Source organism: Kribbella sp. NPDC104218, from assembly GCF_055584105.1.
The window spans coordinates 3096400-3110392 of sequence record NZ_JBVJMQ010000001.1 but is presented as its reverse complement, the minus strand read 5'-3'; the positions used below and the strand labels follow the sequence as shown (position 1 = coordinate 3110392).

At 68.6% G+C, this 13993-nt stretch carries 14 protein-coding genes; 6 read left to right on the top strand and 8 right to left on the bottom strand.

Annotated features, from left to right (window positions below; all coding sequences use genetic code 11):
• The first annotated feature begins 134 nt into the window (after positions 1-134).
• Positions 135-1076, top strand: a complete 942-nt coding sequence (locus ACZ6ZD_RS14625) for a zinc metalloprotease (protein WP_465672017.1) — start codon at positions 135-137, stop codon at positions 1074-1076.
• A 67-nt stretch (positions 1077-1143) separates the two neighbouring features.
• Positions 1144-2247, top strand: a complete 1104-nt coding sequence (locus ACZ6ZD_RS14620) for a D-alanyl-D-alanine carboxypeptidase family protein (RefSeq protein WP_465672015.1) — start codon at positions 1144-1146, stop codon at positions 2245-2247.
• A gap of 111 nt (positions 2248-2358) precedes the next feature.
• Here ACZ6ZD_RS14620 and ACZ6ZD_RS14615 read toward each other — a convergent pair whose 3' ends face one another.
• Genes ACZ6ZD_RS14615 through trpS form a run of 3 tightly spaced genes read right to left on the bottom strand, consistent with a single transcriptional unit; the run spans position 2359 to position 5004 of the window.
• The gene (locus tag ACZ6ZD_RS14615; protein ID WP_465672013.1) at positions 2359-3417 is read right to left on the bottom strand and encodes a YihY/virulence factor BrkB family protein; all 1059 of its coding nucleotides are present in this window, start codon (positions 3415-3417) and stop codon (positions 2359-2361) included.
• A 28-nt stretch (positions 3418-3445) separates the two neighbouring features.
• Positions 3446-3958 carry a 2'-5' RNA ligase family protein gene (locus ACZ6ZD_RS14610; protein ID WP_465672011.1) on the bottom strand — a complete coding sequence of 171 codons (513 nt, stop codon included), beginning with the start codon at positions 3956-3958 and terminating at the stop codon, positions 3446-3448.
• A complete protein-coding gene (gene trpS / locus ACZ6ZD_RS14605) occupies positions 3955-5004 on the bottom strand; it encodes a tryptophan--tRNA ligase (protein WP_465672009.1) in 1050 nt (349 codons plus the stop codon). Before trpS ends, ACZ6ZD_RS14610 begins: the two co-directional genes overlap by 4 nt.
• Positions 5005-5604: 600 nt before the next feature.
• On the opposite strand from trpS, the gene ACZ6ZD_RS14600 reads away from it, so the two are divergent.
• Entirely contained in the window at positions 5605-5829 is a 225-nt protein-coding gene (locus tag ACZ6ZD_RS14600) for a hypothetical protein (protein ID WP_465672007.1), read from the top strand.
• Here the strand turns inward: ACZ6ZD_RS14600 and ACZ6ZD_RS14595 are convergent.
• The 5 genes from ACZ6ZD_RS14595 to ACZ6ZD_RS14575 all read right to left on the bottom strand — a co-directional run bounded on the left by ACZ6ZD_RS14595 (position 5826) and on the right by ACZ6ZD_RS14575 (position 11081).
• Complete coding sequence (locus tag ACZ6ZD_RS14595) at positions 5826-6863, bottom strand: iron-siderophore ABC transporter substrate-binding protein (protein WP_465672005.1); 1038 nt, start codon at positions 6861-6863, stop codon at positions 5826-5828. The genes ACZ6ZD_RS14600 and ACZ6ZD_RS14595 overlap by 4 nt on opposite strands.
• A gap of 118 nt (positions 6864-6981) precedes the next feature.
• The gene (locus ACZ6ZD_RS14590; RefSeq protein WP_465672003.1) at positions 6982-7848 is read right to left on the bottom strand and encodes a carbohydrate ABC transporter permease; all 867 of its coding nucleotides are present in this window, start codon (positions 7846-7848) and stop codon (positions 6982-6984) included.
• Complete coding sequence (locus ACZ6ZD_RS14585; protein WP_465672001.1) at positions 7845-8852, bottom strand: carbohydrate ABC transporter permease; 1008 nt, start codon at positions 8850-8852, stop codon at positions 7845-7847. The genes ACZ6ZD_RS14590 and ACZ6ZD_RS14585 overlap by 4 nt, the downstream gene beginning before the upstream one ends.
• Positions 8849-10270, bottom strand: a complete 1422-nt coding sequence (gene ngcE / locus ACZ6ZD_RS14580) for an N-acetylglucosamine/diacetylchitobiose ABC transporter substrate-binding protein (RefSeq protein WP_465671999.1) — start codon at positions 10268-10270, stop codon at positions 8849-8851. Before ngcE ends, ACZ6ZD_RS14585 begins: the two co-directional genes overlap by 4 nt.
• 22 nt (positions 10271-10292) lie before the next feature.
• Entirely contained in the window at positions 10293-11081 is a 789-nt protein-coding gene (locus ACZ6ZD_RS14575) for a sugar isomerase domain-containing protein (protein ID WP_465671997.1), read from the bottom strand.
• A gap of 208 nt (positions 11082-11289) precedes the next feature.
• Here ACZ6ZD_RS14575 and ACZ6ZD_RS14570 point away from each other — a divergent pair, with 208 nt between their 5' ends.
• From ACZ6ZD_RS14570 to ACZ6ZD_RS14560, 3 genes are all read left to right on the top strand, one after another.
• Complete coding sequence (locus ACZ6ZD_RS14570) at positions 11290-12327, top strand: N-acetylglucosamine kinase (protein ID WP_465671995.1); 1038 nt, start codon at positions 11290-11292, stop codon at positions 12325-12327.
• A gap of 79 nt (positions 12328-12406) precedes the next feature.
• Positions 12407-13249, top strand: coding sequence for an alpha/beta fold hydrolase (locus ACZ6ZD_RS14565; RefSeq protein ID WP_465671993.1), 843 nt, complete (start codon positions 12407-12409; stop codon positions 13247-13249).
• Between the two features lie 162 nt (positions 13250-13411).
• Entirely contained in the window at positions 13412-13993 is a 582-nt protein-coding gene (locus tag ACZ6ZD_RS14560) for an ArsR/SmtB family transcription factor (RefSeq protein WP_465671991.1), read from the top strand.

Genomic DNA, 13993 nt, shown 5'->3' with positions numbered 1-13993 from the left:
CGGTCGGCGGCACGGCGTGGTGGTGCCGTGGCACTGCGTGGTCAGGTAACAGGTTGCGTATCGCGGAGTGACGCGGAAAATCGGGGGGATTCGGCCGCACCGCCCATAGCGGCCCATCTTCTGGAGGACGCTATATGCGATCTTTCATCACTCGTCCCCGTGCACTCGCCGTACTCGTCGCCGGTGGAGCGCTCGCGTTCAGCCCGCTCGGCGGGACGGCGACCGCGCAGTTGCCGGCCAGCCAGACCGGGAACCCGTGTATTCAGCCGGCCGCCGGCCCGGAGGCCCGTGGCGGTCACGGGGCCGACCACCGGGAGCTGTCGAAGGCCGAGCAGATCTCGATCGAAGCCAAGACGGCCGAGCTGCTGAAGGCCAAGCGGGCCCGCGGTCTGGCGCCCGCGCCGGGCAAGCTGGCCGCGGCGAACGTACCGGTCTACGTGCACGTGATGCGGAACAACTCCGGCGGCGGTGACGTCACCAACGCCCAGATCACCCAGCAGATCGCCGAGCTGAACCAGAACTTCGCCGGCGGCGAGTCGTCGCAGGCGGCGAACACCGGCTTCACGTTCACGCTGGCCGGGACGTACCGGTACAACAACAGCACCTGGCACACCGACGGCCAGAGCACGACGTACCGGTCGCAGACCCGCAAGGGCGGGAAGAACGCGCTCAACATCTGGCTGGTCAACTTCTCCTACCTCGGGATCGCGACCTTCCCGTGGGACTACTCGAGCAACCCGGGGATCGACGGCATCCGGGTGCAGTACACCTCGCTGCCGGGCGGCTCGGCGACGAACTTCAACCTCGGCAAGACCGCGACCCACGAGGCCGGGCACTGGTTCGGGCTCTACCACACCTTCCAGGGCGGCTGCACGAGCACGAACGACTCGGTCGCCGACACGCCCGCCCAGGGCAGCGCGTCAAGCGGGTGCCCGACCGGCCGGAACTCCTGCTCGCTGCCGGGCGTGGACCCGATCCACAACTACATGGACTACTCCTACGACTCCTGCTACAACCAGTTCACCCCGGGGCAGAGCACCCGGATCAGCAACATGTGGACGGCATACCGAGCCTGATTCTGGGCTTGACCGGAATCGGCAGGTCAGATGACTCCTGCCCCTTCCGACGTCTAGAGTGCCGCCGATGCGTTTGCTTCTGACGGCCTGCGCGACCACCGCACTGGTGGTCGCGCAGCCGCTGACAGCGACTGCCGTCGACCGGAGCCCGCACGGGCCGGTCGGCGGCGCGCTGCTGACCGCGAAGCCGACGGTGGTCGCCGCGGGGGCGACGCCGCCGGTCGTCCGGTCGTCGGCGTACGTCGTGGCCGATGTCGACACCGGCGAGGTGCTGGTCGCGAAGGCGCCGCACGCGAAGCTGCGGCCGGCGTCCACGCTCAAGACGCTGACCGCGCTGGTGCTGCTCCCGCGGCTGAAGAAGACCGACCGGGTGATCGGGACCGACGAGGACGCCGGGATCGTCGGCAGCAAGGTCGGGGTGTCGCCGGGGCTGAAGTACACGGTCGATCTGCTCTTCGAGGGCATGTTCCTGGCCTCGGGGAACGATGCCGTGAACGCGCTCTGCGAGCATGACGAGGGCGGCGTCGCGGGGACGATCCAGCGGATGAACGCCAAGGCGAAGGAGCTCGGAGCCTTCGACACCCGGGTCACGGACCCGACCGGGCTGGACGCCGACGGGCAGTTGTCCAGCGCCTACGACCTGGCCCTCTTCGCCCAGGCCGGGCTCAAGCGGCCCGACTTCGCGAAGTACGCGGCCACGAAGTACACGAACTTCCCGCTGGCCACGAAAGGCACCTACCAGGTCGCCAACCAGAACAAGCTGCTCTTCAGCTACGACGGCGCCCTCGGCATCAAGACCGGCTACACCACTCTCGCCCGCAACACCTTCATCGGCGCCGCCCGCCGGAACAACCACACCCTCGTCGTCACCATGCTCGACTCCCCGCACGGCATCACCACCGACGCCGCCACCCTCCTCACCTGGGCCTTCCAGCACTACGACGACCTCACCCCGGTCGGCACACTCGCCAAGCCCACGCCGCCCCCGCCGCCCGCGACCGCCGACGACGACAAACCCCAAGCCGCTGGCCCGCTCCCCACCACCCGCACCGTCGACACCCCCGTCCGTACGGTCAACTCGTTCCTCAGCATCCCCGCCTGGCTCTGGGCCGCGCCCGCGGTGCTGCTGCTGGGGCTGTTCCTCAAGCGTCCCCGCCGACGCCGCCACTAGCCCGGCACGAACGACAGGAGGAACCTGCCGGGCCGAGCCGCGGCGGGCAGACCTCCAGGCGTGAGCCGGGCCTATACGTAGACGCCTACGTCCTGTCCTTCGTGCGCGTGTTCAGCGGCGGAGGGAGCGGGCGGCTTTGGTGAGATGGAGGGCGATGGTGGTGGCGGCGATGCCGAGGACGGCGCCCGCGGTGACGGCTACGGTGTCGGCCTTCTTCTGAGGGATGGGGACGACCTTGTAGCGCTTGCCGGGCGGGCCGGGGAGGAGCGGCTCGTGCGGCGGGATGGGAGCCTCGGCGATCCGGAGGCGGGATTCGTCGGAGGCCGCGCGGGCTTCGGCGTCCAGGGCGGCTTCTTTGGTCCAGGCGGCGATCAGCATGATGACTCGGGTCATCAGGTAGATCCAGACCAGGAGGGCCAGCGGGAGGGCCAGGGCGCCGTAGGCGGCGTTGGAGCCGAGGACGTGCTTGACGTAGACGTTGCCGAGCTTCTGGGCCAGGTAGAAGAGGATTCCGCCGGCCAGGGCAGCGATCAGCAGCACCTTGCGGGGTAGGACGATCCGCGGGAGGGCTGTCTGGAGGTAGGCGAAGAGGAGCGCGCCGGCGGCGATACCCAGGACCAGGCTGATCAGATCCAGACCCCAGTTGGCCAGCCAGCTGCCGTCCAGATCGGCCGCGGCGACGATGCGCTCGGAGACGCCGGTCAGGATGGACGAGGCGCCGGTGCCGACGGCGCCGATCAGGCCGAGGCCGATCAGCGCGCCCAGGTCGATCAGTTTGAGCTGGACGGCGTTCCCGGGCTGATCGTCGAGCTCGTGCATGGAGCGGATCGACGCGCGCAGGGAGTCGATCCAGCCGAGGCCGGTGAACAGCAGCGAGATGCCGGAGACGAGGCCGATCGTGCCCGCGTTGGCGATCAGCGCGTCGATGTCGATCTTGTCGCCGATCCCGGGCAGGTTCGTCTTCAGCGCCGTCTTCAGGCTCTGGACGGCGCCGCTGCCGAGCAGCGGCCCGGTGACGGCGGCGGCCAGCACGATCAGCGGGAACAGCGACAGGAAGCCGAAGAAACTCGTTGCCCCGGCCAACCGGTTGCCCCGGCGATCGCCGTACCGCTGCCACGCCCGCCAGATCTGGGTCCGTGCGAACCGCGCCCAGACAGCCTTGATGTTCATAACACTCCTGTACCCCGAAGCAGGAAGCTCAGCCTGCCAGGGGGAACGAGCGTTGCGGGCGCCACACGCCGTCCGCGCCGTGCTCGTACCGGCTGAAGGCGTCGACGTCGAACGCGCAGTCGTACTCCGACAGCGTGTCGTACGCGCGGTCGAGGGCGGCCTTGTCGAGGTCGTGGGCGACCGTCACGTGCGGGTGGTACGGGAACCGCAGGTCGACCTGCAGCGGCCCGGAGCGGACCTGCGACTGCAGGACCTCGCACGAGGAGATGCCCTCGGCCAGCGGGACGAAGACCACTGGCGAGATCGGCCGGAACGTCGCCGTCCCGCGCAGCCGGATCCGGAACCGCGGGAACCGCGCGGCCACCGCGAGCAGGTGCTCGTCGATCGCGGCCAGGTCGCCGTCCGGGATGTCGGTCGGCGGCAGCAGCGTGACGTGGGTCGGGATCGAGGCGGCCATCGGGTCGCCGAACTCGGCCCGGTGCTTCTGCAGCTCCGAGCCGTAGGGTTCGGCGATCGGGATCGCGACGCCGATCGTCGTCATCGGGGGCTGCCGGGGACGAACCCGAGCCGGTCGTAGACGCGGGTCAGCGTCCGCTCGGTGACCGCGCGGGCGCGCTCGGCGCCGGCCGCCATGATCGCGTCCAGCTGGGCCTTGTCGTCGAGGTAGCCGAGGGTCTTCTCCCGGAACGGCGTGACGAACTCGACGACGACGTCGGCCAGGTCCTTCTTGAAGTCGCCGTAGCCGCGACCGGCGTACTCGTCCTCGAGCTCGCTGATCTTCTTACCGGTCAGGGCCGAGTAGATGGTCAGCAGGTTGGCGACGCCGGCCTTCTGCTCCGGGTCGAAGATCACGTCCCGGCCGGAGTCGGTGACCGCGGAGCGGATCTTCTTCGCGCTCACCTTCGGGTCGTCGAGCAGGTCGATGATGCCGGCCGGCGAGGAGCTGGACTTGCTCATCTTGGCGGTCGGGTCCTGCAGGTCGGAGATCTTCGCGGTCTCCTTGACGATGTACGGCTCGGGCAGCCGGAAGGTCTTGCCGAAGCGGTGGTTGAAGCGGCCGGCCAGGTCGCGGGTCAGCTCCAGGTGCTGGCGCTGGTCCTCGCCGACGGGGACGCGGTCGGCCTGGTAGATCAGGATGTCGGCGGCCTGCAGGATCGGGTACGTGAACAGGCCGACGGTCGCCCGGTCCGCGCCGCCCTTGGCGGACTTGTCCTTGAACTGCGTCATCCGGCTGGCCTCGCCGAAGCCGGTCAGGCAGCCGAGCACCCAGCCCAGCTGCGCGTGCTCCGGGACGTGCGACTGGACGAAGAGCGTCGACCGCTCGGGGTCGATCCCGGCCGCCAGCAGCTGGGCGACCGACCGCCGCGTCCGCTCGCGGAGCGCCTTCGGCTCGTACTCGACGGTGATCGCGTGCAGGTCGACCACGCAGTAGAACGCCTCATGGTCGTCCTGCAGGGCCACCCACTGCCGCACCGCGCCGAGGTAGTTGCCGAAGTGAAACGAGTCCGCCGTCGGCTGGATCCCGGACAGCACCCGCGGGCGCCGCTCGGTTCCGGCTGCGGAGGGGTCAGACGCAGCGAGGGACATACCCCCGATTCTGCCAGCGTCCCGGTCCTCGCTCACACCGGGTCGCCCCCGCGCCATACAGTCCGCACTATGACCTCCCGCACCGCCATCATCGTCCCCGGCGGCCAGAACGGCCCGACCGCGCCGCTACCGATGTACGCCGCGGACGCCGCCGAACGGCGTGGGGCCCACATCCACCGCATCTGGTGGGACGACCCCGACGAGCCCCTCACCCTCACCGAACCCGAGCGCGGCCCCTGGGTCTGCAGCCGAGTCGAGCTCGCGCTGGCGGGGCTTGCAAGCCCCGGCGGTCCCACGTCCGCTGTCGCGGCCGAACACCTTTCCCAGTGGTCAGGTAGCCGGCGGCCGCAAGAAGTAGTTCACCCAAGCCCCTCACCGGTGGTTGGGGAGGGTCGCGCGGCGCCTGGGGAGGTGGGGCCCGGCGGTCCCACGTCTGCCGTAGTTCGTCCAGGCCCGTCTCCGGTGGTTGGGGAGGGTGGGGCGGCGGGTGGGGAGGTTTTGGTGGTTGGGCGGTCTTTGGGGGGTTATGCGAGTGCGGTGGTGGGGGATTGGGGGGTGCCGGGGGTTTGGTTGAGTCCGATTTTGAGTAGCGGTTGGGTGGTGGAGGGGTTGCGGGGGGCGCGGGCGCCGTTCTTGTTGGTGGGCGGGACGGCGGATGCGGCTTGGGACGGCGGGCTGGCGCGGGAGTTGACGCCTTATGTGTTGGAGGTGCCGGGGGCCGGCCACGGGATGTACGTCCCGGGCCGGCTCGCGGCGTCGGCCGCCGTGCTGGGGCGGGTGGCGACGGCGGTGGAGGATTTTCTGGACGAGGTGGTGTGGCCTTAGGCGGTGGTGGCGGGGTCGCCGTCGAGGGCGGCGGTGAGTTTGGGGACGAGATGCTCGAGGACGGTGGGGAGGCTGAGGACGGAGACGAAGCTGGTGGCTCCGTAGAACTCGTCGTCGTAGTTCTCCTCGATGAAGATCTCGCGACCTTCGGCGCGCGCCTTGAGGTTCTTCAGCAGCGGGTCGGCCTTGAGTTTGGCGGTGCCGTCCTTGGCCGGGAACCAGACCAGGACCTGCTGGTCGACCAGGGCGATCCGCTCGGCGCTCAGGTTCGCGCCGAACTTGTCGCCGACGATCTTGTCCATCTCCGGCGGCAGCGTGAAGCCGAGGTCGGCGAGCACCTTGGAGCGCGGGTCCTGCCGGCCGTAGAGGAAGTAGCCCTCCCACGGCGACGCCATCAGCCCGGTCTTGCCCTGGAACTCGGGGTGCGCGGCCCGGGTCTCGGCGAACTTCTTCTCGATCCCGGCGACCAGCTCGGCGGCCGCCTTCGGCTTGCCGACCGCCTGGCCGACGGTCTTGGTCGCGGTCTGCCAGGTGACGCTGTAGTCGGCGCCGCCGTCGGCCGGCTGCGCGACGGTCGGCGCGATCGCCTCGAGCTTCTTGTAGTCAGCGGCCGTGATGCCCGAGTACAGCCCGATGATCAGATCCGGCGCGAGACCCGCGACCTTCTCGAACTGGATGCCGTCCTTGTCCGACAGCACCGTCGGCAGCGGCGCGTCACCGAGCTTCTCCTTCGCCCACGGGAACAACGCGCCCGGCTTGTCGCCGAACCACTCCGTCGTCCCGACCGGCGCGACGCCGAGCGCGAGCAGCGCGTCCTGCTCGATCAGACCGACCACGACGACGCGCTTCGGCGCCTCCTTGATGACGGCGTCGCCCCACTTGTTCTTGATCGTGACGGGGAACGCGCCGTCCTCGACGCCGCCCTGGGACGACGCCGCGGCCGGGCTGTCCGTCGGTTCACCACTGCCACAGGCAGCGGCCAGACCGAGCAACGGGACGACGAGCAGCACCACAGGGCGCAAGAACTTGCGCATCGAGACCTCACAGGAAGTGAAAAGGTTAGGAAACCCTAAGCTAACCCATTCACTCTCAGTGAGAATTGGTCACACCTGTCGGCCTGGATCCGGCGGATCCAGGCCGACGGCGGAGCTGTTACTTGACGCCGCCCTGGGTGACCGACACCTGCAGCTGACGCTGGAAGATGATGTAGACCACCAGCACCGGGGCCACGGTGATGATCACGGCCGCGAACAACGCGCCGAAGTCCACCGCGTAACCGGCCTGCGAGGCGAACGACGCCATGCCCTGGGAGAGCACGTAGTTGTCCGAGTCGGTGTTCAGCGCGACCGGGAGCAGGAACTGGTTCCACAACCCGAGGAAGTTGAAGATCGCGACCGACGCCATCCCGGGCCGGGCCATCGGCAACATCACCGCGAAGAACGAGCGCCACTCACCGGCGCCGTCGATCTGCGCCGCCTCGTAGATCTCCCCCGGCAGCGCCTTGAAGAAGCTGTGCAGGAAGAAGACCGTGAACGGCAGCGCGAACGCGACGTAGGTCATGATCAACCCGGGCAGCGTGTTCAGCAGCGCCAGGTTCTTCAGGACGAAGAACAGCGGCACGATCGCCAGGAAGACCGGGAAGGTCAGACCGGCCAGCATCGAGTAGTAGATCAGCCGGTTCCCCGGGAAGGTGAACCTTGCCAGCACGTAGGCGCACATGGCGCCGAGCACCATCACCAGCACCAGTGCGGTACCGACGACGATCACCGTGTTCAGGAAGTACCGGCCGATCCCGGCCGTCGTCCAGGCGTTGGCGTAGTTCTCGAAGTGCAGCTTGCCCGGCAGCGACAGCGGGTTGCCCAGCACCTCCTGCGTGGACTTGAACGAGGAGAGCAGCGTCCACAGCAGCGGCAGGATGACCAGCAGCGACCAGATGATCAGCGCGATATGCGCGATCGTCGCCACCCCACGGCCTTCTTTGGCGCCCCGTGAACGGGGCCCGGCAGCGAGTGTCGTCATCGGCGTACCTTCACTTTCCGCGGGTCACGGCCACCGGTCAGTGCGTTCACCGTGAAGACAATGAGCGCGAACAGCATCGTCACCGCGGCGAGCACCACACCCATCGCCGTCGAGTAACCGAACTGCCCCTTGCTGAAGGCTGTGGTGAACAGCTGCTGGGGCATGACCAGGGTCGAGTTCTGCGGGCCACCGCCGGGGTTCAGCGCCTGCATGTAGACGAACGCGTCGAGGGCGGCGATCCCGAGGTAGATGTACGCCGTCTGCACGTTGTCACGGATCAGCGGCACGGTGATCCGGGTCGCGGTCCGGAACCGGCCGGCGCCGTCGATCCGGGCCGCCTCGAACACCTCGGGGTCGATCCCCCGGATGGCGGCGATGAACAGCACCATGTAGAAGCCGACGGCGCCCCAGATCATCACGAACATCGAGGCCGGCATCGCGGTCCGCGCGTCACCGAGCCAGGCGAAGTCCTTGAACCCGGTCAGGCCGATCTGATTCAGGACGGCGTCCAGGATGCCGGAGGTCGGCGTGAACACCTGCGCCCAGATCAGACCGATCACGATCGCCGGGATCACGTACGGGAAGAACGAGATGATCCGGTAGAACCCTGCGTTCTTCAGACCGCGGACGGTCCCGGTGCCCGAGCCGCCGATCGTGACCAGGGTGGCCAGCGTCAGCGCCAGCACGATCGTCACGACCGGGACGACGATCGCCAGCAGCACGTTGTTCCGCACGGCCTTGAGGAAGATGTCGTCGTTGAAGAGCTTCACGTAGTTGTCGAGGCCGACGAAGTTCATCCCCGAGCTGAACCCGGACCAGTCGGTCAGCGAGTAGTACAACGCCTGCACGAACGGCGAGGCGACGAAGATCACGAAGACCGTCAGCGGCAGGCCGAGGAACACGACCATGAAGCTGACGCGATCGAAGGTCAACGGCCGGCGACGCCGGGTGACGGTCCGCTGCTGCGGACCCTCACCCGGCACGGCCTCGTGCGTTGTGGTCACTTGGTGACCGGGATCTTCTTGACGGAGCTGTCGTTGCGCACCTTGTCGGTGATCTGCTGCAGACCCTTGGCCAGGCCGGCGGCGTCCAGCTGGCCGGACAGGAACGAGTTCCAGACGACGAGCTGGTCGGTGTTCATGCCGTAGAGGCCGAAGACCTGGTAGTCGAAGATGTTCGTGCCGGCCGCGTCCAGCATCGCGGTCTGCGACTGCAGTGCGGTCGAGCCGAAGCCGTCGGCCGGGACCAGGCCCTTGACGATGGTCGGGGCGAGCCGGGTCTTGGCGAAGTTGGTCGCGGCCTCCTTCGACAGCATGGCCCGGAGCAGCTCCTTGCCACCGGCAACGTTCTTGCCCTTGGACGGGATGATGAACGGCTCGCCGGCCGCGCTGCGCAGCGACTCGTACGGCAGCTTCGGCGCGTCGGTCAGCGTCGGCTCCGGGACGCCCTTCATGTCGAAGCCGGCCTTGGTGGCCTTCTTCATCTCGTTCTCGATCCACGAGCCCGACGGGTAGAGCAGCGCCTGCTGGTCGTTGCTCCACTTGGCCTGGGCGGCGGTGAACTGGGTACCGGCGCCACCGGGCACGAAGTACCCGTTCTTGACCATCGTCTCCAGGGCCTTGAAGATGCCCTGGAACTGCGGCATCGACCAGCAGTTCTCCTTGAGGTTCTCCAGCGCCAGCCGGACCTCGTCGCCGCCCTCCTTGATGGCGCCGTCGACGGCCATCGTGTGGTAGTAGGTGGCGGCTTCCTTGCCCCAGACGAACAGGTACTTGTTCTTGGCCTTGGCCTTGGCGCCGAGCTCGAGCAGGCCCTCGTAGGTCTTCGGCGGCTCCCAGCCGTTCTCCTTGAACAGGCTGTCGGAGTACCAGACGCCGTACAGGGTCAGGACGTAGTTCATCGCGACGAACTTGCCGTCGAAGGTCCCCGGCACCTTCGCCCCCGGGTACAGGGTGTCGGCGATCTTCGTGCCCTCGTAGTTGTTGGCCTCGAAGACGTCGTCCAGCGGCGTCAGCTGGTCCAGGATCGTGTTGAAGCCGATCTGGTTCGCGCCGGAGTTGTCGATCAGGTCCGGCGGGTTGCCGCCGACGAAGCGCGGCTGCAGTTGCTGGGCGATCTGGGTCGACGGGTCGACCTTGAACGTCGAGCCGGCCCACTTCTTCTGCGCGATGTCGGCCGCGAACGTCACGTAGTCGTAGCCGTAACCGCCGTTGAAGATGATCGCCTCGACGGTCGCCTTCTCCGCCAGCCCGAACGGGTTGTCCGCGGTCTTGTCGGCGCCACCGCCGCTGTTGCCGCTGTCGTTGCTGCTACCACTGCCGGCGCAGGCCGCCAGCAGCGTGCTGCCGCCGGTGGCGAGCAGGGTGCCGACCGCCGCGCGCTGCAGGAACAGCCGCCGCGACAGGGGGTTGGGAGTGGTCATGGTCCCGCCTTCCGAGTGTGTTTCAGGCAGTACGCCGGATCCGGCCGGCGTACTGGGCTTCAAGGGCGTGGTTGTGCTCGTCGCCGCCCGGGATGTTCGCGGACAGGTAGACCGGCGGGGTCTCGCCCGCGTCGGTCAACCGGCGGAGCACTTCCGCGACCAGCATCTGCGCAATCAGCGCTGCCGTGATGGAGGACACGGCGCAGACCTTGCCGCCACCGGGCAGGTCCAGTACGGAGTCGCCGTAGGGCGCGTGGTTGTCGAGGACGACGTCGGCGAAGTCGATCAGCTTCTTCCCGGACGGGTGCCGGGAGTCGACGCCCGCGGTGTGCTGCAGCGAGGTGATCGCGACCAGCGGGTGACCGTTGTCCTTGACAACCTTCGCGAGCTCGACGATCGAGCCGTTCACACCGGAGTTCGAGGCGATCACGAACAGATCGCCCGGCCGCGCGGCGGACAGCTCGTAGAGCTTGCGGGAGTACGACGGGTCGCGCTCGAGCTCGGCGCTGCGCAGCAGCTCGGCCGGCTCACCGCCGAGCAGCACCAGGTCGCGCAACGCGATCCGGTTACTGGCGATCAGGCCGCCGGCCCGCCCCGCGATCTCCATCGCGAGGGCTTCGGAGTGCCCGGAGCCGAAGGCCTGGATGACGCCGTTCGCGCGCAGGGAGGTGACGAAGAGGTCGGCCGCCTGCTGGATCGGACCGTCGATCTGCTCGGTGACGGCAGCCAGGATCGGGGTCAGCGCGTGAACAAAACTCTGCGCGCTCACCGCCATGTTCTCCCCCGGTCCGCTCTGGTCACTGCTGGCCATGATCGGCCCCACCCCTTAAATAATGTGTTCGCTGCGACACTCTTCATGCCGACAACTGCGCAAGTTTGCGGTTTGCTGGACAGAACTTTTCTCAAGTGGCAGCTAAAGTCAAGGCTCATCTCACTCCGGCCCCCAGATCGGGACCGTTGTGTGACCTTGTCCACTGATGTCCATAAAGGCCTCTTTTGAGCAGTTTGGAGCATTGCGTATGTCGGTAGAACGCCCGCTGCCGGAACCTGTGGACACATTGGTCTGGAAGCCCGCCGGCTCGCTGGTCCTGGGCGGCGATCTCGGCGGCACCTCCACCCGGATCGTGATCGCGGACCATGAGGGCAACGTAGTCGGCCGAGGGGCCGCCGCCGGGGGAAATCCGATCAGCCATCCGGTGAGTGCCGCGGCCAACTTCGGTCAGGCCCTGCAGGCCGCCGTGGCGGGGGTCGATCCGGCCGCTGTGAAGGCCGCCGTGATCGGCGCGGCCGGCGGCTCGGCGCTGGCCCGGCCGGACGTCCGGGCCGAGTTCGACGCGGCCTGGTACGGCGCCGGCCTGACCGTGGAACCGGAGTTCATCGGCGATATCGAGGTCGCTTTCGCATCCGGTACGCCGGAAGCGGACGGAACAGTGCTGATTGCGGGCACGGGATGCGCGGCCGGCCTGATCCGAGACCGCAAACTGGTCCGGACCGCGGATGGTCACGGATGGTTACTGGGCGATGACGGCTCGGGGTTCTGGCTCGGCCGCGAGGCGGTGCGCAGTCTGCTGCTCGCGTTCGATCTGGGCGAGCCGCTCGGGCTCCTGCAGGACGCCGTTCTGCAGCAACTGCTGCCGGACCGCGACGAGGCCCTGATTGCACGCCGTGAGGGGTACGACATCGTGCGTGACGAGCTGATTCGCGAGGTGAACCGGCGGCCACCGGTCCTGCTGGCCGAGCTGGCCCGCACGGTCGTGTCGGCGTACGAGCAGGGCGACCAGACCGCGCAGGCCCTGGTGAAACGCGCAGCCGAATTGCTCACAGCAACGGTCGGAAGGATCCGGACAACGAAGGACAACACCCCGCTGGTGCTGGCCGGCAGTGTCGCCGGTGAACAATCTCCGGTCGGTCTGTTGCTGAGGGAGGCCTTTCACCAGCAGTTCGACGGGGAGATCCTGACCGCCCGGGACGGCGTCAGCGGCGCCACCTGGCTCGCACTCGGCGTCCTCGACCCGACACTGGCTACCCGCGGTAACCACACCCGTCTGCTCAGTTAGGGGGCGGGTTGTCGAGCCGAACGGGACGGCTCCGACGTATCGCTCACCAGGGCAGGTTCCTCTTCTTAAGGTGAGCACCATGTACGAGACCGACCTCCGGCTGCCGGACGGGCGCGTCCTGCGCACTTATGACAGCGCGCCGTGTGACGACGCCCGGCTGGCGGTCGTCTGGTGCCACGGGACGCCGAACCTCGGCACGCCGCCGGTCCCGCTGTTCGAGGCCGGCGACTGGCTCGGCGTCCGCTGGATCTCGTTCGACCGCCCGGGTTACGGCGGCTCGACCGCCGCTCCGGGGCGCGGCGTCGCCACGGTCGCGGCCGACCTGGCCGCGGTCGTCGATGCCGCCGGGATCGACACCTTCGCGCTGATGGGCTACTCCGGCGGCGGCACGTTCGCGCTCGGCGCGGCCGCACTGCTCCCCGAGCGGGTCGAGGCAGTCGCCACCTTCGCCGCGATCGCGCCGTACGCCGCCGCCGGACTCGACTGGTACGACGGCATGCTCGACTCCGGCCGGATTTCGCTCCGCGCCGCAGCCGCAGGCCGGGAGGCGAAACTCCACCACGAGACCTCCGGCCCCGAGTACGACCTCGAGTTCACCTCGACCGACCTGGCCATGTTCGACGGCCCCTGGGGCTGGCTCGGCTCGGTCGCCGGCGACCAATCGATGCCCGCCGGCCCGGACGGCCTGATCGACGACGACTGCTCGTACGTCCGCCCCTGGGGCTGCGACCCAACCGCCGTCCAAGCCCCCACCCTGCTCTGTCACGGCGAAGCCGACCGCATCGTCCCCAGCACCCACGCCCGCTGGCTCGCCGCACACCTCCCCCGCGCCACCCTCGCCCTACACCCCCGCGAAACCCACATCTCGATCCTCACCCAGGCCGAACCCGCCCTCGAATGGATCCGCGACCACACCGACTGATCCGGACCGACGAACGGGTAAAGGTGGCGCCCCGCTCCCCCGCGCCGCCCCCGCCCAGCGCAAACCGAAAGCCGTCCGCCGACTACTACCCGTTCGTCGGCGCATCGCCGGGATTCCAAGCAAGGGCTTGACATCTGCTGCTGGTCGGCGGATATTCCAAGCATGTCTTTGGAGAAGCGAACGCGGCTGCTCGACGACCCGTTGGCGATCCGGGCGATGGCGCATCCGGTGCGGCTCGACCTGCAGGCGCTGCTCGGGCGGGAAGGTCCGCTGACGGCGGCGGATGCGGCGCGCCGGCTCGGGATCAGCCAGGCGCTGGCTTCGCATCACCTGCGGCAGTTGGCGAAGTACCAGTTCGTCGAGCCGGCACCGGGGAAGGACAACCGCGAGCGGCCGTGGCGACTGGTGTCGACGTCGCAGTCCTGGCGGGACGCCGCCCGGACGCCGGAGGGCGCCGCAGCGGCCGACGTCCTCGAACAGCTGTTGGCCGAGCGCGCTCTGGACTCCCTCGGGCAGTGGCAGCAGCAGCGCCTCGACGAGGAGCCGATCTGGCGCGACAACGCCGGCATCGGCCAGAGCGGCATCTATCTGACCGGCGCCGAGTTCGCCGAGCTGACCGACCAGATCGACGCGCTGATCAAGCGATACGTCGCCGAGCGGCCGATCGACGACAAGACGACGCGACCGCCCGGCAGCCGACACGTCTCCATCACCCAGATCGTCACCGTCTCGCCGGAGGAGTAG